Consider the following 17,835-nt stretch of genomic DNA (forward strand, 5'->3'; position numbering starts at 1 on the left):
AAGCAAGAGCAATTCAGGATGAGACGCTGGTGATCAGGCAATGAATATTCTTGATTGTCTTCACGGTGTTTTTCTCTGTGACCTCTGTGTCCTCTGTGACTAAAAAATGCCGTTATCAACACGAGGTACAGCCATGTCCAAACCCGAATTCCAACCCGGCGACGCCCTGCTGCTGGTGGATGTGCAGATCGATTTCTGCCCCGGCGGCGCCCTGCCCATCGAGGAGGGTGACCAGGTGGTGCCGGTGCTCAACCGCTACATCGATGCGGCGGTCGCCCGGGGTGTGCCGGTCTACGCCTCCCGGGACTGGCACCCGGCAGGGCACCCGAGCTTCAAGGACCAGGGTGGCCCCTGGCCGGTGCACTGCCTGCAGGATAGCGAGGGGGCGAGATTCCATCCCGACCTGTGTCTGCCGCAGGACACGATCCTGATCACCAAGGGCACGCGCTTCGATCAGGACCAGAACTCCGCTTTTGATCAGACCGGCCTGGCCACCGAACTGCGCCGTCGCCAGATCCGGCGCCTCTGGGTGGGCGGCCTGGCCGAGGACGTGTGCGTGGCGGCGACGGTGCGCGATGCCCTGGATGAAGGCTTCGATGTGCTGCTGATCGGCGCAGGCACGCGGCCGGTCACCGTCGAGGGTGGACAGCAGGCGCGCCGCCGCATGTCAGCCTCGGGCGCCCACGTGGTGGATGCGTGAAGGATCAGTCAGCCGGTGCGCGCCGATGACAGGCTCAGGTGGGCGCCGGCGAGGATACGGTCGAGGAGCCGGTCCATCTGCGTCAGCAGATCATGGGCCCGGTCGTGATGGCCTGCGCGCAGCAATGCCTCGATGTGCTGCGCCAGTTCGGTGACCTGGGGGTAGCCCACACCGCCGCCGGCCCCCTTGAGGCGGTGGATCAGTTCGGCGACCTCGTGCCAGGCGCGGCTGTCCATGGCCCGCCGCAGGGATTCACGGATCTGCGGCAGGCCCTGGATGAAGCATTCGATGGCAGGATGGAAAAGTTCGTCCTCGGCGGCCAGTTCCGACACCAGGGGCTCATCCCCCTGAGACATCCGGTTCATGCAGCGGCAGGTAAGGGGCGATGGCCTCCAGGAAGGCCGAGAGGCGAACCGGCTTGGGGATGAAGCCGGTGCAGCCGACCTTCAGACAGCGTTCCCGATCCTCCCGGAAGGCATTGGCGGTGAGCATCACGATAGGTTTGTCGAAACCCGCGTCACGCAGACGTTCAACCGCCTCCATACCCCCCATCACGGGCATCTGCATGTCCATCAACACCAGGTCGTAATCGCCGACCAGAGCCTCTTCCACCGCCGCCTTGCCATTGTCCACGCTGTGCACCTGTGCGGCGGTCTTCTTCAGGTAGGTGGTAAACAGCAGGCGGCTGTCCGGTGCGTCCTCGGCCAGCAGAATGCGCCCGCCGAGGGCGCTGAAATCTGTCGATGGCGTGGCGGATTGCACCGTGGGGTCAAGGCTGGGGAGGTCGTGCAGCATCGTCTCTGGCGCGATGGGACCCGTGTCGAGGTGCAGACTGAACCGTGAGCCGTGACGCGGCACGCTGTCGACCTGGATATCGCCCCCGAGCATCCGCGCCAGTTCGCGGGACAGGTAGAGGCCCAGGCCGGTGCCGCCGAAACGCCGGGTGATGCTGGCGTCCGCCTGGGTGAAGGGGTTGAACAGGCGGGCCAGTTGTTCCGGGTTCAGGCCGATGCCGGTGTCCATCACGTCGATGCGCATGCGCTGCTGGGTTGGATCCGCGCTCACCACGATGCGGATCATGCCCTGTTCGGTGAACTTCACGGCGTTGTTGCCCAGGTTGAACAGGATCTGCTTGAGCCTTACCGGGTCGGTGTGAATCACGGCGGGCAGGGGAAACCGGTGTTCCAGCTCCAGCGTGAGTCCCTTTTCCCGGGCCTGCATGCGCAATACGGAGGCCACCTCCTCGATCAATTCCAGGGGGCGGATCTCCATGGGTTCCACGTGCAGCTTGTTGGCCTCCAGCTTGGAGAAGTCCAGGATCTCGTTGACCACCTGCTGCAGGTGGTTGCCGTTGCGCAGGATGGTGCGGATGGCCTCCTCGCGCTGACGCACCCGGGTGCGTGGGTCCAGCAACAGTTCGGCGAAGCCGGTGATGGCGGTCAACGGGGTGCGGATCTCATGGCTCATGGTGGCCAGGAAGCGCGATTTCACCGCCATGGCATCGCTGAGCCGGATGTTTTGCCGGGTGACATAGCCCGAGACATAGTGGGCGATGCTCGCCGCAAGCATGACCAGCAGCAACCCGAGCAGGCTCATGATCACAAATTGCCGCTGGTATTGCTGCTGGAGTTGCTCGGCAGCACGAACCGCCGCGGTCCGCTGCATCTCGCTCAGGGTGTTCAGTTCAAGCAGGATGCGGTCTTGTCCCTCGATGCCCAGCTCGAAAGCCTCTCGCATCTGTCCAAGGGGCACGCCTTCTGAAAGCTGGGTCACCACCAGGTCCAATCGTGCCTGGTACTCGATGGCCATGCGGTTGAGGCGCTCATGCAGGGCGGTCTCGGCGGCGTCCATGGGCAGGCCCTGGAGTTGCTCACGGGCCTCTCGGTAGATGCGCGCCTGATCGAAGTAGTTGAGCATCTCGGCGTCCCGCAGAAACGGGTCGTCCGCATCCAGGATGCGCCGCACACTGTTCCAGCGCTGGCGAATGCCTTCGCGCATGGTCTCCACGTGGGCGATCTTCTCGTAGTTGACGTGGGCGATCTGGGAGATGGTGGTGATGTGGGCACGGTGCTGCACGAGGGTGAGCATCAGCACCGCGATGATGATGAACAGCATCGCGCCGAAGCCGATCGCCAGGGCACGGGTGACTTTGTCGAGATCGCCGTGATTATTATTTTTGTTGTCCACGAAGCGCCTTGCCCCCGCCTCTGGTGGACGGGCGGAATCCAAAGAGTGGTTTTTTCTAGGAGTGAACCTAGACCTAGACCACACAAAAAGCAAGGTTTATGAGGTCGGCGCGCTGCCTCAGCCGACGGGGCCGGCGGATGCGCGCCGGTGACGTTCCATCAAGCGCACATAGTGCGCGGCCGAGTATTCCAGGTATTCCCGCTCCTGGTCGGTGAGCGGGCGTACCCGGCGCGCCGGGCTGCCCTGCCACAGGTAACCGCCTTCCAGGTGCTTGTTGGGCGTGACCAGGCTGCCGGCGCCGAGCAGGGTGCCCGGCTCGATCACCACGCCGTCCATGACGATGGCACCCATGCCGATCAGGCAGCGGTCGCCGATGCTGCAGGCGTGCAGCACCACCTTGTGGCCCACGGTCACGTCATCGCCGACCACCAGCGGCAGGCCGCCCGGCTTGAAGCGGCTGTCATGGGTCACGTGCAGCACCGAGCCGTCCTGGATGTTGCTGCGCGCGCCGATCTCGATGCGGTTGATATCGCCGCGCACCACGGTCATGGGCCAGACGGAACTCTGCGCCCCGATGCGTACCTCACCGATCACCAACGCAGTCTCGTCCACCCACGCGCTGGCATCGATGTCCGGCACAAATTTCTCAAACGTGCGAATCACATTCAGCCCCAACCCGGTTTTACTTGCCTCTAGCCACTTGCCTCTAGAGCCCTACTTCATGGTCACCAGCTCTTCCGCGCTGGTCGGATGCAGCGCCACCGTGTCATCCAGATCCCGCTTGGTCGCGCCCATGCGGATGGCCACGGCGAAGCCCTGCAGCATCTCGTCGGCGCCCGGACCGATGATGTGCGCGCCCACCACCTTCTCCTTGACGCCCACGGTGATGAGCTTCATGGCGGTCATCACCTTGCGCTCGGTCATGGCGTGGTACATGCCGGTGAAGCGGGTGGTGTAGACCTTCACCGCTTCGCCGTGGGTCTCCCGAGCCTCGTCCTCGGTGAGTCCCACGGTGCCGATGGGCGGGTGGCTGAACACGATGGTGGGGATGTTCTCGTAGCTGAGGTGTCGTTCCGGCTGATTGCCGAACAGCCGGTCCGCCAGGCGCCGTCCGGCGGCGATGGCCACCGGCGTCAGTGCCGGCCCGCCGGTCACATCGCCGATGGCGTAGATGCCGGGCACGTTGGTGTTCTGGAAGCCGTCCACGGGGATGAAGCCCTCGCCGTCCTGGATCACCCCGGCGGCATCGAGGTTGAGATCATCGGTGTTGGGCACCCGGCCGATGGCCCAGATCACTGCGTCGAACTCGCCGCCGCATTCACCCTGCTCGCAGTCCAGGCCGATGCCGCCCTCGGTCTTCTTCAGGCCCGTGATGGCGGTGCGTGGCAGCACGTTCACCCCGTCGGCGAGCATCTGCTCCATGAGGGTGTCGCGCAGCATGGCGTCGAAGCTGCGCAGGAAGGTCTCCTTGCGCAGGTACAGGCTCACCTGGGAGCCCAGGGCATTGAGCACGCCGGCCAGTTCCACGGCGATATAGCCGGCGCCGATCACCGCCACCCGCTGGGGGCGTTCCTCGAGGGCAAAGAAACCGTCCGAGTCCATGCCCAGCTCCGCGCCGGGCACATCCGGGATCAGGGGCCGGCCGCCCACGCTCACCACGATGTGATCCGCGCGGATGAGGCGCCCATCCACGTCGAGGGTGTTGGCGTCCACGAAGCGGGCGCGGCCGGGGATCTCGGTGACCTCTGAATCCTCGAGATAGGTGTGGTACCAGGTGTTGATGCCGCTGATGTAGGCCTCGCGCTTGCGCACCAGGGCACCCCAGTCGAAGCCGCGCATGTCCAGATCAAAGCCGTAGTCGGCGGCATCGTGCAGGGCGTGGGCCAGCTCGGCGCCGTACCACATCACCTTCTTGGGCACGCAGCCCACGTTGACGCAGGTCCCGCCCAGGCGTCCCGACTCCACCACCGCGCAGCGGGCCCCGTAGCGGGCCGCGCGCTCGGCCACGGACAGGCCGCCGCTGCCGCCGCCGATGGCGATCAGATCGAAATGCTCGGACATGGTCACTCCTTACGTTGAACGGTGGTTTGCTACACTCTACGGCCCCTGCCACCCGTGATGAAAGCCCATGCACCCGGCCCTGGAACGGCTCAAGCAATACGCCCTGCTGGTGCGCCTGCACCGACCCATCGGCATCTACCTGCTGCTCTGGCCCACCCTCTGGGCCCTGTGGATCGCCGCCGAGGGCTGGCCGCATCTCGGCATCCTGTTCATCTTCGTGGCCGGCGTGGTGCTGATGCGCTCGGCGGGCTGCGCCATCAACGACTACGCGGACCGGCACATCGACCCCCACGTGGCGCGCACCCGGGACCGGCCCATCGCCGCAGGGCGGGTCTCGCCGAAAGAGGCCCTGGCGGTGTTCGCGGTGCTGTGCCTGGTGGCCTTCGTGCTGGTGCTGTTCCTCAACCGGCTCACGATCCTGCTGTCCCTGGTGGCGGTGCTGCTCGCCGCCAGCTACCCCTTCATGAAGCGCTTCCACCACCTGCCCCAGGTGCATCTGGGCGCCGCCTTCGCCTGGGCCGTGCCCATGGCCTTCGCCGCCCAGACCGGCGAGTTCCCGCCGCCCATCGCCTGGCTGATCTTCATCGCCGCCCTGCTCTGGACCGTGGTCTACGACACCTTCTACGCCATGGCGGACCGGGAGGAGGACCTGAAGCTCGGTGTGAAATCCAGCGCCATCCTGTTCGGCGAGGCGGACCGCATGATCACCGGCATCCTGCAGCTGCTGGTGCTCTGGAGCCTGTGGCTGGTGGGCCGGGAGGCGGGCCTCGGGCCCTGGTACTGGTTGGGCCTGACCGTGGCCGCGGGACTGGCCCTGTACCAGCAGTACCTGATCGTGCAACGGGAACCCAGGGCCTGTTTTCAGGCGTTTCTCAACAACCACTGGTTCGGGGCGGCGGTGTTTGCGGGCATCTTCCTGCACTACCTTTTGAAGTGAGAAGTGAGAAGTGAGAAGTGAGAAGTGAGAAGTGAGAAGTGAGAAGTGCGAAGTGAGAAGTGAGAAGTGAGAAGTTGGAATATGGCCTTACTTCGCACTTCCCAATTCACACTTCGCACTTGAATTCCCACCTCTCTCTTCGTTTGGGTGCTGGCCTGCGCTCAAGCGCGGGCCAACACCCAAACCTCCACCCGCTCCGCCCCCGCCCGTTTCAGCTGCCTGGCGATTTCCCCCACCGTGGAGCCGGTGGTCATCACGTCGTCGATGATCGCCACGTGCGCGGGCACCGTGCCCGCAGCGATCTCGAAGGCAGCGCGCACGTTGCGGCGCCGCTCCTTGCCCTTGAGTCCCTGCTGGGCCCGGGTGGGGCGCACCCGTTGCAGCAGGCCGGTTTCCAGGGGGATGCCCAGCCGCCGGGACAGGGGGCGGGCCAGTTCCAGGGACTGGTTGAAGCCCCGCTCGCGCAGGCGCTCGGGATGCAGGGGCACGGGCAGGAGCAGGTCGGGCGGGTCCGTCACGGGGGCGTGGCTCGCCCAGAGTTCGCCCAGCAGGCGGGCGTGGGAGAGGCGGCCACGGTACTTCAGGCCGGTGATCAGCCGGTCCACGGGGGCGGCGTAGTGGAACAGGGCGTGGGTGGCGTCGAAGGGCGGCGGCCGTTTCAGGCAGGCGCCGCACAGGGGGCCGGCGCCGGGCGGCAGGGGACGGGCGCAGGCGGGGCAGCCGTGGCCGAACCAGGGCAGATCACCCCGGCAGCCGGGGCAGAGGTCGAGATCGCCCGCGCCCGGCGCCCGGCACAGCAGACACACCGGCGGATAGAGCCAGCGCAGCAGGGCGCCGAGCAGGCCGCCCGCGGACACCTTCCCTGTATCCTCCATAAGCCTTCCTGTATATTGATTCGTCCCTTCCGCAAGATTCTGCCTCACCGAGAACATCGATGTCGAAGTCCGAATCCCGCGTCGTCACGGCCAAGTCCGCACGCTCGGCCGCCAAGCTGTTCAATTACGGCAACATCGTGGCCGTGCTGGTGCCCTTCCCGCTGATCATCTTCTGGTTCGGCGCCTCCATGTTCCTGTACGCCATGAACCGGCATCACCCCAACGAGCGGGTGGGCCACTATACCCAGCAGGCGGCCTACCGTTTCTATGGCGTGATCGGCGCCCTGATCGTGGTGGGCACCTTCTTCCCGCCCAAGCTGAGTTATTTCCTGGTGTACTGGGCCCTTACCGCCGCGGTGATCATCCCCTGGTCCATCTACGACATCATTCGCATCAACCGGGAGAACTGGCAGGACGTCGCCATCCCCGAGGAGCAGACCCCATGAGCCCCGCGAGTCCCATGAGCGAGATCCGCCACGACTGGCAGGTGGACGAGATCCTGGAGCTGATGGGTCGGCCCTTCAATGACCTCCTGTTCGCCGCCCACACCGTGCACCGGGCCCACTTCGACCCCAACGCCGTGCAGGTGAGCACCCTGCTGTCCATCAAGACCGGGGCCTGTCCCGAGGACTGCGGCTACTGCCCCCAGAGCGCCCACCACGAGGTGGAGCTGGAGCGCGAACGCCTGCTGCCCCTGGAGGAGGTGCTGGAGGCCGCGCGCAACGCCAGGTCCCACGGTGCCAGCCGTTTCTGCATGGGCGCCGCCTGGCGCAACCCCACGGACCGGAACCTGGAGCGGGTCATCGAGATGGTGGAGGGGGTCAAGCAGCTGGGCCTGGAGACCTGCATGACCTTGGGCATGCTCACCGACGCCCAGGCCAGGCGCCTCAAGGACGCCGGCCTCGACTACTACAACCACAACCTGGACACCTCGCCGGAGTTCTACGGCCAGGTGATCACCACCCGCACCTACCAGGATCGCCTGGAGACCCTGGCCCACGTGCGCGAGGCGGGCATCAACGTCTGCTCCGGCGGCATCCTGGGCATGGGCGAGTCCCGCCGCGACCGGGCGCGCCTGCTGCAGCAGCTGGCCAACCTGCCCAGGCACCCGGAGTCGGTGCCTATCAACAACCTGGTGCAGGTGGAAGGCACGCCGCTCGCCGGCACCGAGGCCCTGGACCCCTTCGAGTTCGTGCGCACCATCGCCACGGCGCGCATCCTCATGCCCGCCTCCTACGTGCGCCTGTCCGCGGGACGCACTGAGATGCACGACGAACTCCAGGCCCTGTGCTTTTTCGCCGGCGCCAACTCCATCTTCTACGGCGACAAGCTGCTCACCACCCCCAACCCCGGCGAGAACCACGACCGCGCGCTGTTCGAGCGCCTGGGCATCCATCCCCTGGAACACAGCGACGAAGGGGCCTCCTGCGAGACCTGCGGTGGCGTGGACATCCACGCGGCGTGAGCCGGATTCGGCTTGCGCCTCATCCGGCTCACGAAGGATGAACACAGCTACCACCGTAGGAGGCCCGACCCCGGGCCGAACCACGGCCGGGCTCCGACCGGGCCGATCGGGGGTACGCAGAGGACGCAAAGACGCGGAGAGCGCGGAGATTTTTAGAACAAGGTCTCTTTGCGCTCTCCGCGGCTTTGCGTCCTCTGCGCGATCAGCAACGCCCGCTGGATCTCAAGCCCGCATATTTCACCAAGGCGGCCGTCGGCTTCGTGTAAGCTTCTGAATACGCGGCATGAATCGACACATCTGGCCCGAATTCTGAGGTGAGACTTTGTACCACCGCCGCCGGCCTATCGCGATGCTTGCGGCCTCTGGGCCTGTCTCACTTGCTCTTCAGTCGAACCGTAGAGACGGCTACGCTTCTCCTTCCAGAGACGGCGCGTGACAGGCCCAGAGACCACAATCATTCGCGATCCTTGATGAATTATGCGGGCTAGCCGTTCGCGGCGGGGTCGCCGCGCCTGCGGGATGGCCGACGTTATGACCTCGTTCACCGATCACTTCGCCCCCGTCGCCGCGGACTACGGTCGCCACCGGCCCGGTTATCCGCCGGCACTGTTCGCCTGGCTTGCGAGCCTCGCCCCCCACCAGGCGCTCGCCTGGGACTGCGCCACAGGCACCGGGCAGGCGGCCCGAGGCCTGGCGGAGCATTTCCAGCGCGTGCTCGCCACCGATGCCTCCAATGCGCAGATCCGCGCCGCCGAAGCGGTGCCGGGCGTGGACTACCGGGTCGCCCCGGCCACCGAGTGCCCCGCCGATGACGGGAGCGTGGCCCTGGTCACGGTGGCCCAGGCCCTGCACTGGTTCAATGGGGACCCGTTTCACCGGGAGCTGCGCCGGGTGCTGTCTCCCGCCGGCCTGCTGGCCGCCTGGAGCTACGGGCGCCTGGAGACCGGCGAGCCGGCGCTGGATGCGCTGCTGCGCGCCTTGCACGACGAGACCCTGGGTCCCTGGTGGCCGTCGGAGCGCCGCCACGTGCTCAACGGCTACCGGGACCTGGCACTCCCCTTCGAACCCCTGGAGACACCGGACTTCGCCATGCACTGCCACTGGAACCTGCCGCAACTCTTGGGCTACCTGAGCACCTGGTCCGCCGTGGCCCGTTGCCGGCAGGCCACCGGCCAGGATCCGCTGGCCGATCTTGCCGCAGCACTGGCCGCCCGCTGGGGTGATCCCGAACAATCGCGCACTGTGCGCTGGCCCCTGAGCCTGCGCGTGACCCGCGCCTCGGGAGCCCCGGCCCATGCGTGACCTGAAGACGGAACTGGAGCAGCGCCGCGCCAAGGGGCTGTACCGCAGTCGCCGGGTGCTGGAGGGGCGCCAGACACCGGAACAGGTGGTGGACGGGCGCCAGGTGATCGCCTTCTGTTCCAACGACTACCTGGGGCTTGCCAGTCATCCCAAGGTGATCGCCGCCCTGCGCAAGGGGGCCTCGGAATACGGCGCGGGTGCCGGCGCGGCCCACCTGGTCAATGGCCATACCCGGGCACATCATCAACTGGAAGAAGAGCTTGCGGCATTCACGAACCGCGAACGTGCGCTGCTGTTCTCCACCGGCTACATGGCCAACCTGGGCGTGGCCCAGGCCCTGCTGGGGCGCAGCGACCACGTGCTGGAGGACCGGCTCAACCACGCCTCCCTGATCGATGCGGGCCTGCTCTCCGGGGCCCGTTTCCAGCGCTACCGCCACGCCACCGCCGTGGACCTGGCCCAGCGGCTGGCGGGCCTGGGCCAGACCGGTGAGCGCCTGGTGCTCACCGACGGGGTGTTCAGCATGGACGGCAACCTGGCCCCACTGCCGGAACTGGCGAGTATCTGCACCGCCCACCAGGCCTGGCTGCTGGTGGACGACGCCCACGGCCTGGGGGTACTGGGGGAGACCGGGGCCGGCAGCCTGGAGCACTTCGGACTGAGCCAGCAGCAGGTGCCGATTCTCATGGGCACCCTGGGCAAGGCCTTCGGGACCGCCGGGGCCTTCGTGGCGGGCAGCGAGGCCCTGATCGAGACCCTGATCCAGTCCGCCCGCACTTACGTTTACACCACCGCCATGCCCGCCGCCATGGCCGAGGCCACCCGGGCGGCACTGCGGATCGTGCAGGCCGAGGGCAAGCGCCGGGAGAAGCTCAGATCGCTGGTGGCCCGTTTCCGTGCGGGCGCCGGGCAGCTGGGTGTGAGGCTCATGGACAGCCAGACCCCCATCCAGCCCCTGGTGATCGGCGATGCGGTGGAGGCACTGCGGCTGAGCGAGCGGCTGCTGGAACAGGACCTGCTGGTGCCCGCCATCCGCCCGCCCACGGTGCCCGAGGGCACCGCCCGCCTGCGAGTGACCCTGAGCGCTGCCCACACGGAGGCGCAGGTGGATCGGCTGCTGGAGGCCCTGGATCGATCGATGCGGGGGAGTGAAGACGTCGGCAGTCGCTGATCCGGTGCGTTCGCGCCGAGTCATGACCCAGTGCGTTCTGCCACCTGCACTTCGGAATCGGGTTCTCCCGTGGAATCGAACGTGTGCCCGGTCTGCACCTTGATGATGCGCGCATCGTCGTCGAAGTGCACGGTCACGATGGGTTCCCTGGCGATCTTCCGGGCATCGTCGCGCGCAATGCCGAAATGTCGGGCGAGCTCCTCGGTCCCCACCGCCGCGGGCGCGTGCCGGCGTTGCTTGCCGTGATAGCGAAACCAGTTATAGCCCGCCCAGGCGACGAAGATCACGGCCGCCGAGACGATGATGATCGCGTAGGTCTGGATCGCACGTAAGGTCCCCATCGGGTCATCCAGGATGTGCCGCTGGAACAGCTCAAAGCCCAGGAACCAGCCAATCAGCGCGATGAGGGGCGTAAACAGATAGGTCCAGATCGCCCATCCCAGCAGATTGATGAATCGGCCGAGATAGCGTTTTCCCTTGGGCTCAAGATCCGCGCGTTCGATGATCCTGGGCAGGCGTGGTCGGGCGTGTGTCATGTGCTTAAGTTTCCGGGGGCCGAAGTCCACGATCCGGACTGACCCATCGGGCACGCTTGCCGGAACGCTTGATGAGTGCGATGGGCACGGCAGCGACAGTGGTGGCCATGGATAATAACCAGAAGGCCAGTGGATACCAGATCACCCAGAAGTAATTGCGGAAGAGCCGGTGATCAGGTTCATAGCGGCGGTCGATCATCAAGCTGACTAAGAACTGCATGAGCGCAGTCAGGCCGAGGATAACGCCCGCCCATTGCGGAATGAGCCCAGGACGGACCCATCCTTCTGGCAGATCGATGACCAGCCCCGTCAGGGCCAACAGGATGACGGCAAACATCACGTACGCCCAGAGGACACTGGTCAGGTACTCGAGAGCGACACCCCACAAGCGGCGCTTGCGCCAGTGGAACAGGCTGGCACCATGACGCATCACCGTCTCCACGCCGCCCTGTGCCCAGCGCAGACGCTGGCGCCACAGACCTTTGAAGGTCTCGGGCATGTAGATGTAACAAAGTGCATTGGGTTCGTAGCGGATATCCCAATGGTCCAGCTGCAGACGCCAGGAAATGTCGATGTCCTCGGTGACCATATCGCTGCTCCAGTAGCCGATACGGTCGAGCGCGGTTCGACGGAATCCCGCGATCACACCGGACACCGTGAAGATCCGTCCATAGATGCGCTGGGCGCGCTTGATCAATCCGATGATGGCCGAGAATTCCCCAACCTGAAGCTTGCCCAGCAGGGTGCTGCGATTGATGATTCTCGGATTGCCGGTGACGGCGCCCACCCGGGGGCCGGAAGTGAGGTGATGCATCATCCAGGCCACTGCATTGGGATGCAGCAGGGCATCGCCATCGATGCAGATCAGAAAATCGTGCTTGGCGGCCAGCGCACCTGTGCGCAGGGCAACGGCCTTGCCCTGGTTGCTGGCCAGGTGAACGACGCGCAGGCGGGGTACTCGCGGGTCAGTTGTTCGAGGATCTCGGCGCTGCTGTCCGTGCTCCCGTCATTGACGGCGATGACCTCGAAGTCCGGGTACTCGCTCGAATGCGCGTAGTGGATGGTGTCGCGGATCACTTCGGCCTCGTTGAAGCACGGGATGATGATGCTGCACGGTGCTGAGCGGCCGGTGTAGGGCAGGTGGTCGGGATCCCTCTTGTTGCGGCGTTCCCAGTGGAAGTAAAACACGATGCCGCCGATCATCCAGACCCAGGCCATGATCAGCGGATAGAAAAAGACAAAGTGCATCAGGGTGTTGGGGATCATGCGGATAACACCCTATCGGCGGTGCGGGAAGGCATTGAGCGAAATGCCCTCGAAGGTGGGGCCGAATTCCGGTTGGTCCCGAAGAAAGTCGTCCGGGTAATAGCCAAAATTCATAACGCCACGGCGTACCAGCTGTTCCATCCAGTCGCGCAGTAGCGTGGCCTCCAGCCAGCGCCCGTCGCCACGCCAGTCGCGCGCCTGCAATTCGAAGACAACGTCGTCGAAGCCACCGAGCTTCTGTTCCACCGCATCCGCGAGCTGGGCGAGCCAGACCTCTGGCGCGAGATCGGTGCCATCCAGCCAGGGCATGGCCATGATGGCGACCTCGTCATAGGCGTCAACGAAGGCGGGCAGGGACTGGGCGAAACGGGCTTCGGCCGCGGGATCCAGGATGACGCGGGCGTAGAGGTTGCGCGCGGTGCGAAAATCCATGGATGCGTTGGTGTGGTAGCGCAGGCGATCGATCACCGCCTCTCCGAAATCAATCAAGGCTTGCGTCTTCTCTTTCGGATCCAGATCACAAGTCGGCAGGCGGCGGTCGGTGCCGGGCCAGCGTGCCTCGTCTCGGCAAGCAGCCAAGTCCTCGTCGGCCGCCAGGTAGGCATCGTCATGAATCAGGATGCCGGCAATGCCACTGGCCGCTATGCCCAGATCGGCATAGATCTCGCTCACGATCTCGAGTGACCGGGGAAGAAATGGACTCAGGCGGCGATAGTCGCGATCGGACGGCACCGGGTTGCCATCGGGTCCCGGTCGTTGCACCGACAGCTCGGCATGAAGTTCCGTGTCGGGCAGGTCGAATGCGAGCAGCGGCATCCAGGCGTATACGCGTACCCCGGCACGCGTGCGCAACTGCCAGGCGACTCGATTGAACAGGTCGGCACGCACCGGCAGATGACGGTTCGGGAAATACAGCGCATCCGCGTTGCCATCGCCGTTCGGATCCGCAAAGGCCTGCAGGTAGACCGTGCGCACCTGCATCCGCTGGATGCGGTCCAGGAGTACACCGAGATTGCGGTTGGTCTGCTCCGGATCGGGATCGTAGACGTAGTCCAGGTCGATATGGATCACGCGCTGCGGTTGGGGGGATGCCGCGCGCCTCGCGGATTCTGGCAGTGCGCTCCGTGCGATCTCGATCGGGCCGGGATCCTGGCTGATCAGCAGACGATCAAAGCGCAAATGTTGGGTGTGATTGACCGGGTTCGAGCCCAGCGAGATCGACCAGGGCATGCCAGCCTGGGCCGCGAGCGCATCCACCTCCAGGCTGTGGGCACCGTATGGCCAGACGATGGCCCGCGGCGCGATGCCCACCATCGCCTCCAGCGAGGCACTGCTGGTGAGCAGGTCCTCGAGGATCCGCTGACGGAATGCCTCGTGATCCTCGTATTGGAACGTATCGGGGTCATACTGGCGCGTGATCGCCGCCGGCTGCACATTGCCTTGCGGGTTTGCCAGGATGCCCCGATGCAGGTCGTGGCTGTGACTGGCGAACTCCACCAGTCCGGATGCCTGCATTTCGCGCAGCTCGGACAAGGACAGAAAGCCCTCCGCCCCGAGCGGCGCCTCGTTGTACTCGACCGTCCCGGGCGGGAGCGGGCCCATCGCAACGCCGTCAACGGCCGTAACGGCGAAGGTATCGGGGTTGTAGGTGATATCCTGGCCAGCCCAGACAGTCTCCAGCCAGCCGGTCTGCAGTGCGACCAGCGCGGGATAGCCATAGGCCTGAAGCAGCGGGAACACATGGCTGTAGACGCTCGCAAGACCGTCATCGAAGGTCAGCAGGACAGCATTCTCGGGTAAGGGCTGTTTGCCTTCGTGCGCATCGACAATCTGCTGGAATGAAACCGGTTGCCAGCCGTTCCGCTTCATCCAGTCAAACCATTCCGCCAGTCTCCGCGTGCTGACGGCATACGGATCCGGATCGAGCCCGGGCACCAGGTCGTCACGCACATCGTGATAGGACAGCGCGAGGAAGTGCCCCTCCGGGATGGTGAAGGTTTGCTGGGCAACTACAGGGTTGTGACCAAGGCCCAGGAGCACCATCAGGATCATGAGCAGACGGCGCATCAGAAGATCCCTCGCAGGCGCACAAGCCCGAACAGACGGTTTTCCCGGTCGCCATCGTAGGTGGTGGAGCCCCAGCCCACGCCGTAATCGAAGCCCCAGCGGCGATCCAGGCTCCAGCGATGCTCGTAGCGCAGTGCGATGGCCGGATCGCTGCCGAACCCGGACTGGTAGCCGGCCCCTGCTGCGGCATGGAAGTGCTGGGTCAAGGAGCGGTCATAGTGGCGCCAGGTTATCCACTGGTGGTCCACCCGGATGGACAGGCTGGCGGACTGCTCCGGGTTGAAATAGGGCCCGCCCGGCTGGCTGTTGTTCTGGAAATAGACATCGGCGCCCAGGTCGGTGGCATGGTGGGCGTTGGCGAACACCCGATGGGTCACCCCAGTGCCCAGCGAAGTGCGGCGATTGCCGTCATCGATCGAGAGCAGGCCGAGCCTGGTGTAGGCTGACAGCGATTCGTGGGCACGCCAGTCCACGGAAGCCGAGACCGCCCAGCCTTCCAGGCCCGCATCGATTGCACGCAAGGGTGTTTCCATCGAGACGCTGTCGGCTTCGATGCCGAAACGCCAGTGGTCATTGAGCCACTGCGACCACCCGGCCGCGACACCGGGGTTGGTGTCGTTCGTCAAATCACGATCGAGACGTACCCAGGCCTGCTTGCGTCGGGCAGCCCACTCGACACCTGCGCCGATGCGTTCATGACGTGCCTGCGTCTCATCGAAGGTAGCTGTAGAGTCACGGTGTTCCAGAAAGACCCGGTGCGCATGAGCGGACCAGGGCGAATTCAGCCGCGTACGCCACGTCCGGTCGCGATCGCCGCTGACCAGGCCATCGCCACCCGAGGTTCGGCCAAAAATCAGCTCGCTCTCGATGGAGGGGCGGTCACGGTCCTCCAGTTCTGCGGATAGACGCTGCACATCCCGGCTGCGCGGGTAGTCGGCCCTCAGGGAGGCAAGCTCTTGCTTCCAGGCATCGTGCTCACCCAGGTCCCGCGCATTTTCCGCCCGATTCAGCCGTGTATCCCGCGCATCGGGCGCCCAGCGTTCGGCGATTTCGGTGATCTCACGCGAGCGGGCCGGCCAGCCTCGCCAGCGGGCGATGCGTGCCTGGGTGTTGCGCAGCCCCGCGTGCGCAGGCGCCTGACGCACCAATTCGCTACTGCGTTCCCAGGCCAGGCCAAGATCCTGCCGATAGGCTGCGTCGTAGGCGTGAAGGTGATCAATGTCTACCCGCTCCCAGTTGGGGATCGGGTCCCGGTCCGGGCCAACACTCAGCCACACCGGGGTGTGACGGTAGGCCTCATCCAGGTGATCCGCTGCTGCCGCATAATCCTCGAGTGCGATGTGCGTGTAATAGAGATCCAGCAACAGCGAGGCCTCCGGCGGCTCATCCTCCGGTATCAGGGACTGGTACAGGGGCAGGGCCGCTCGCGGCTGTTGCTCGGCCAGATAGGCATCCGCTGCTGCCCGGCGCACAAAGGGCGGGGCTGCTGTCGGCTCCGGTAATGCCTCGAATGCATCGATGGCCTCGGGCATTCGCTCGAGTTCGCGCAGTAATGCAACCCGGTCGAAGCGGACCCGAAGGTGTTGAGGGTGCGTATCAGGGACACGCGAAAGAAATCCGTCTACCCTCGCCAGGGCCTGATCCAGCGCCCGGTTTCGCTCACGGTGGCGGCCTGCGGCCTCCATCTCGGCGCGGATGTCGAGCGCCTGCCGGATGTCCGTTGCGATTGCCTCTGCATCGGCTTGATGGCGAATGTCATCCTCGAACAGATCCGGACGTTCCTGCATCGCGGCAAACGCCCGGTTGCTGGCCCCCAGCATCCACAGGGCCATGGCCTGTTCCTGAAAGGCCAGGGCATATTGTGGGTCGCGGGCACGCGCTCGATTGGCCAGCGCCAGTGCCTCGTGCGATGCACCCGACTGGCGCAGGGCATAGGCCATCAGGGCCAGTTCATGGGCCGATTCGGGCAAGGGGTGAATGTGTGCAATGGCCTGGCGTGCCGCCGGGATGTCGCCAGCCTCGGCGCTGGTCACGGCAAAGAGGATCTGCGCGGAGGTGCCCACCCGCTTCCTGGACTCGCGCAGGACATCCGCCGCCGCCGTGAATTCACCCTGGTCACGCAGGGCAGCAGCCCAGCTCATGTGGGCATAGTCCGGCACGGATTCGGGATCGAGGCCCGCCGTTCGTGCCGCAATCCCGGCATTGTCGCCAGACAGGCGCAGCACGACGATCAGGTCTGCCTGCAGAAGAGGCTGGTTCGGGAATTGATTATCCAGCGTCCGCAGTCGATCTGCGGCCTCGTCTATGCGTCCCTCACGGGCGAGTTCGACGGCCGATTCCCGCTGCTGGTCAAGGCTGCTGGCATACCCGGGAGCCAACAGGGCCCATGGCAGCATTAGCACGCAGGTGATCCGCGCGAATCCCGCGATCGAGCGAAGGTGTGTCCGCCCCCGGCGATGTTCCCTTGCCGCGTCCATCAGCCCGGCTGCCCGAGATCGTTCACGTTTGATGAGGGCGCCATGCGGGAGATGCGGGCCTCGGGATTGGCTGTCGGGTACCAGGACATATCTCACCGATACGATGGGGGATTCCCTCTGCCTCAGCGCGTAGAGCAATAAAGCTATATTTCACATGCACTTACTAAACGCGAGGGGGGCGAGGTCTGCGGTGAGAAAGTGTACCCCGTCACAGAATGAATTTCATGTCATTGACAATGCGAGATTTATATGAATTGGCATGGCGGGTGAATGAGCCCGGACGGCGGGGGGGATGCGGCGGAGTGCGAGTTGATGAGTGAGTGCCATCAATCGGCCTGTGCGGCCGTGAGGTGGTGGTGGTCAGGCGTTCCTGGTCGCCGGCATTCGTGATCCTTGATGTGCGCTATCCAGGTCAGAGATTCGCCGCCGTTGACGGCCGCTGAGACTTGCGGGATTTCACCCAGATCTCCAGCTCCTCGGCGGGCAGCGGCTTGCTCATGTGATAGCCCTGCGCGGCGTCACAGCCGTGATCCCTGAGGAAGTTCCAGGTCTGGCGGGTTTCCACGCCCTCCGCCACCACCTCCAGGCCCAGGCTGTGCAGACGCGGCTTGAGGTCAGAGACTGGCATGGTGTGGGTTGTGCTCCCGGGGGTGGAGGGCGCCGTCGTCGCGGCCTGCCTGGTCCCACGTCCCTGTCCGCTTGCGCTGGATTCTTGTTATTTGCTCCTCGGAATCTTATAGCAGGCTTCAAGGAGCAGCAGAAATACAATTTTTCGTGTCTATTACAACTAC

Annotated in this window: 15 protein-coding genes and 1 pseudogene; 6 read left to right on the forward strand and 10 right to left on the reverse strand. The window is 65.2% G+C overall.

Annotation, left to right across the window (positions count from 1 at the left end; translation table 11 throughout):
• The first annotated feature begins 133 nt into the window (after nucleotides 1–133).
• Nucleotides 134–700: an isochorismatase family protein gene (locus TGR7_RS00610; protein WP_012636715.1), complete on the forward strand. Its 567-nt coding sequence runs from the start codon at nucleotides 134–136 to the stop codon at nucleotides 698–700.
• A gap of 8 nt (nucleotides 701–708) precedes the next feature.
• Here the strand turns inward: TGR7_RS00610 and TGR7_RS00615 are convergent, their stop codons facing one another.
• The 4 genes from TGR7_RS00615 to gorA form a co-directional block, all read right to left on the reverse strand.
• A complete protein-coding gene (locus tag TGR7_RS00615; RefSeq protein ID WP_081434226.1) occupies nucleotides 709–1,065 on the reverse strand; it encodes an Hpt domain-containing protein in 357 nt (118 codons plus the stop codon).
• Nucleotides 1,040–2,887: an ATP-binding protein gene (locus TGR7_RS00620; protein WP_012636717.1), complete on the reverse strand. Its 1,848-nt coding sequence runs from the start codon at nucleotides 2,885–2,887 to the stop codon at nucleotides 1,040–1,042. The genes TGR7_RS00615 and TGR7_RS00620 overlap by 26 nt, the downstream gene beginning before the upstream one ends.
• Before the next feature lie 117 nt (nucleotides 2,888–3,004).
• Nucleotides 3,005–3,526, reverse strand: coding sequence for a gamma carbonic anhydrase family protein (locus TGR7_RS00625; protein WP_245523008.1), 522 nt, complete (start codon nucleotides 3,524–3,526; stop codon nucleotides 3,005–3,007).
• Nucleotides 3,527–3,601: 75 nt separating this feature from the next.
• Entirely contained in the window at nucleotides 3,602–4,948 is a 1,347-nt protein-coding gene (gorA, locus tag TGR7_RS00630) for a glutathione-disulfide reductase (RefSeq protein WP_012636719.1), read from the reverse strand.
• 67 nt (nucleotides 4,949–5,015) lie between these two features.
• Here gorA and ubiA point away from each other — a divergent pair, with 67 nt between their 5' ends.
• Nucleotides 5,016–5,885, forward strand: a complete 870-nt coding sequence (gene ubiA / locus TGR7_RS00635) for a 4-hydroxybenzoate octaprenyltransferase (protein WP_012636720.1) — start codon at nucleotides 5,016–5,018, stop codon at nucleotides 5,883–5,885.
• Nucleotides 5,886–6,046: 161 nt separating this feature from the next.
• On the opposite strand, the gene TGR7_RS00640 is transcribed toward ubiA, so the two are convergent.
• Nucleotides 6,047–6,760 carry a ComF family protein gene (locus TGR7_RS00640; RefSeq protein WP_012636721.1) on the reverse strand — a complete coding sequence of 238 codons (714 nt, stop codon included), beginning with the start codon at nucleotides 6,758–6,760 and terminating at the stop codon, nucleotides 6,047–6,049.
• 59 nt (nucleotides 6,761–6,819) lie between these two features.
• Here TGR7_RS00640 and TGR7_RS00645 point away from each other — a divergent pair, with 59 nt between their 5' ends.
• The 4 genes from TGR7_RS00645 (at nucleotide 6,820) to bioF (ending at nucleotide 10,698) form a co-directional block, all read left to right on the forward strand.
• Nucleotides 6,820–7,206 carry a hypothetical protein gene (locus TGR7_RS00645; protein ID WP_012636722.1) on the forward strand — a complete coding sequence of 129 codons (387 nt, stop codon included), beginning with the start codon at nucleotides 6,820–6,822 and terminating at the stop codon, nucleotides 7,204–7,206.
• Nucleotides 7,207–7,220: 14 nt separating this feature from the next.
• Complete coding sequence (bioB, locus tag TGR7_RS00650; RefSeq protein WP_041440650.1) at nucleotides 7,221–8,225, forward strand: biotin synthase BioB; 1,005 nt, start codon at nucleotides 7,221–7,223, stop codon at nucleotides 8,223–8,225.
• A gap of 531 nt (nucleotides 8,226–8,756) precedes the next feature.
• The gene (locus TGR7_RS00655) at nucleotides 8,757–9,527 is read left to right on the forward strand and encodes a class I SAM-dependent methyltransferase (RefSeq protein ID WP_012636724.1); all 771 of its coding nucleotides are present in this window, start codon (nucleotides 8,757–8,759) and stop codon (nucleotides 9,525–9,527) included.
• Nucleotides 9,520–10,698, forward strand: a complete 1,179-nt coding sequence (bioF, locus tag TGR7_RS00660) for an 8-amino-7-oxononanoate synthase (RefSeq protein WP_012636725.1) — start codon at nucleotides 9,520–9,522, stop codon at nucleotides 10,696–10,698. The genes TGR7_RS00655 and bioF overlap by 8 nt, the downstream gene beginning before the upstream one ends.
• A gap of 20 nt (nucleotides 10,699–10,718) precedes the next feature.
• Here the strand turns inward: bioF and pgaD are convergent, their stop codons facing one another.
• The 5 genes and pseudogenes from pgaD to TGR7_RS00685 all read right to left on the reverse strand — a co-directional run bounded on the left by pgaD (nucleotide 10,719) and on the right by TGR7_RS00685 (nucleotide 17,672).
• Nucleotides 10,719–11,234 (reverse strand): poly-beta-1,6-N-acetyl-D-glucosamine biosynthesis protein PgaD, encoded by a 516-nt coding sequence (gene pgaD / locus TGR7_RS00665; RefSeq protein WP_012636726.1) that lies wholly within the window; start codon nucleotides 11,232–11,234, stop codon nucleotides 10,719–10,721.
• 4 nt (nucleotides 11,235–11,238) lie between these two features.
• Nucleotides 11,239–12,500, reverse strand: a pseudogene (gene pgaC, locus TGR7_RS00670) (poly-beta-1,6-N-acetyl-D-glucosamine synthase).
• A 12-nt stretch (nucleotides 12,501–12,512) separates the two neighbouring features.
• Nucleotides 12,513–14,567: a poly-beta-1,6-N-acetyl-D-glucosamine N-deacetylase PgaB gene (gene pgaB / locus TGR7_RS00675; RefSeq protein WP_012636727.1), complete on the reverse strand. Its 2,055-nt coding sequence runs from the start codon at nucleotides 14,565–14,567 to the stop codon at nucleotides 12,513–12,515.
• Nucleotides 14,567–16,963 carry a poly-beta-1,6 N-acetyl-D-glucosamine export porin PgaA gene (pgaA, locus tag TGR7_RS00680; protein WP_012636728.1) on the reverse strand — a complete coding sequence of 799 codons (2,397 nt, stop codon included), beginning with the start codon at nucleotides 16,961–16,963 and terminating at the stop codon, nucleotides 14,567–14,569. The genes pgaB and pgaA overlap by 1 nt, the downstream gene beginning before the upstream one ends.
• Nucleotides 16,964–17,456: 493 nt before the next feature.
• A complete protein-coding gene (locus tag TGR7_RS00685) occupies nucleotides 17,457–17,672 on the reverse strand; it encodes an EAL domain-containing protein (RefSeq protein WP_049764578.1) in 216 nt (71 codons plus the stop codon).
• Nucleotides 17,673–17,835 lie beyond the last annotated feature (163 nt).

The organism is Thioalkalivibrio sulfidiphilus HL-EbGr7 (assembly GCF_000021985.1).
Taxonomy (GTDB): domain Bacteria; phylum Pseudomonadota; class Gammaproteobacteria; order Ectothiorhodospirales; family Ectothiorhodospiraceae; genus Thioalkalivibrio_A; species Thioalkalivibrio_A sulfidiphilus.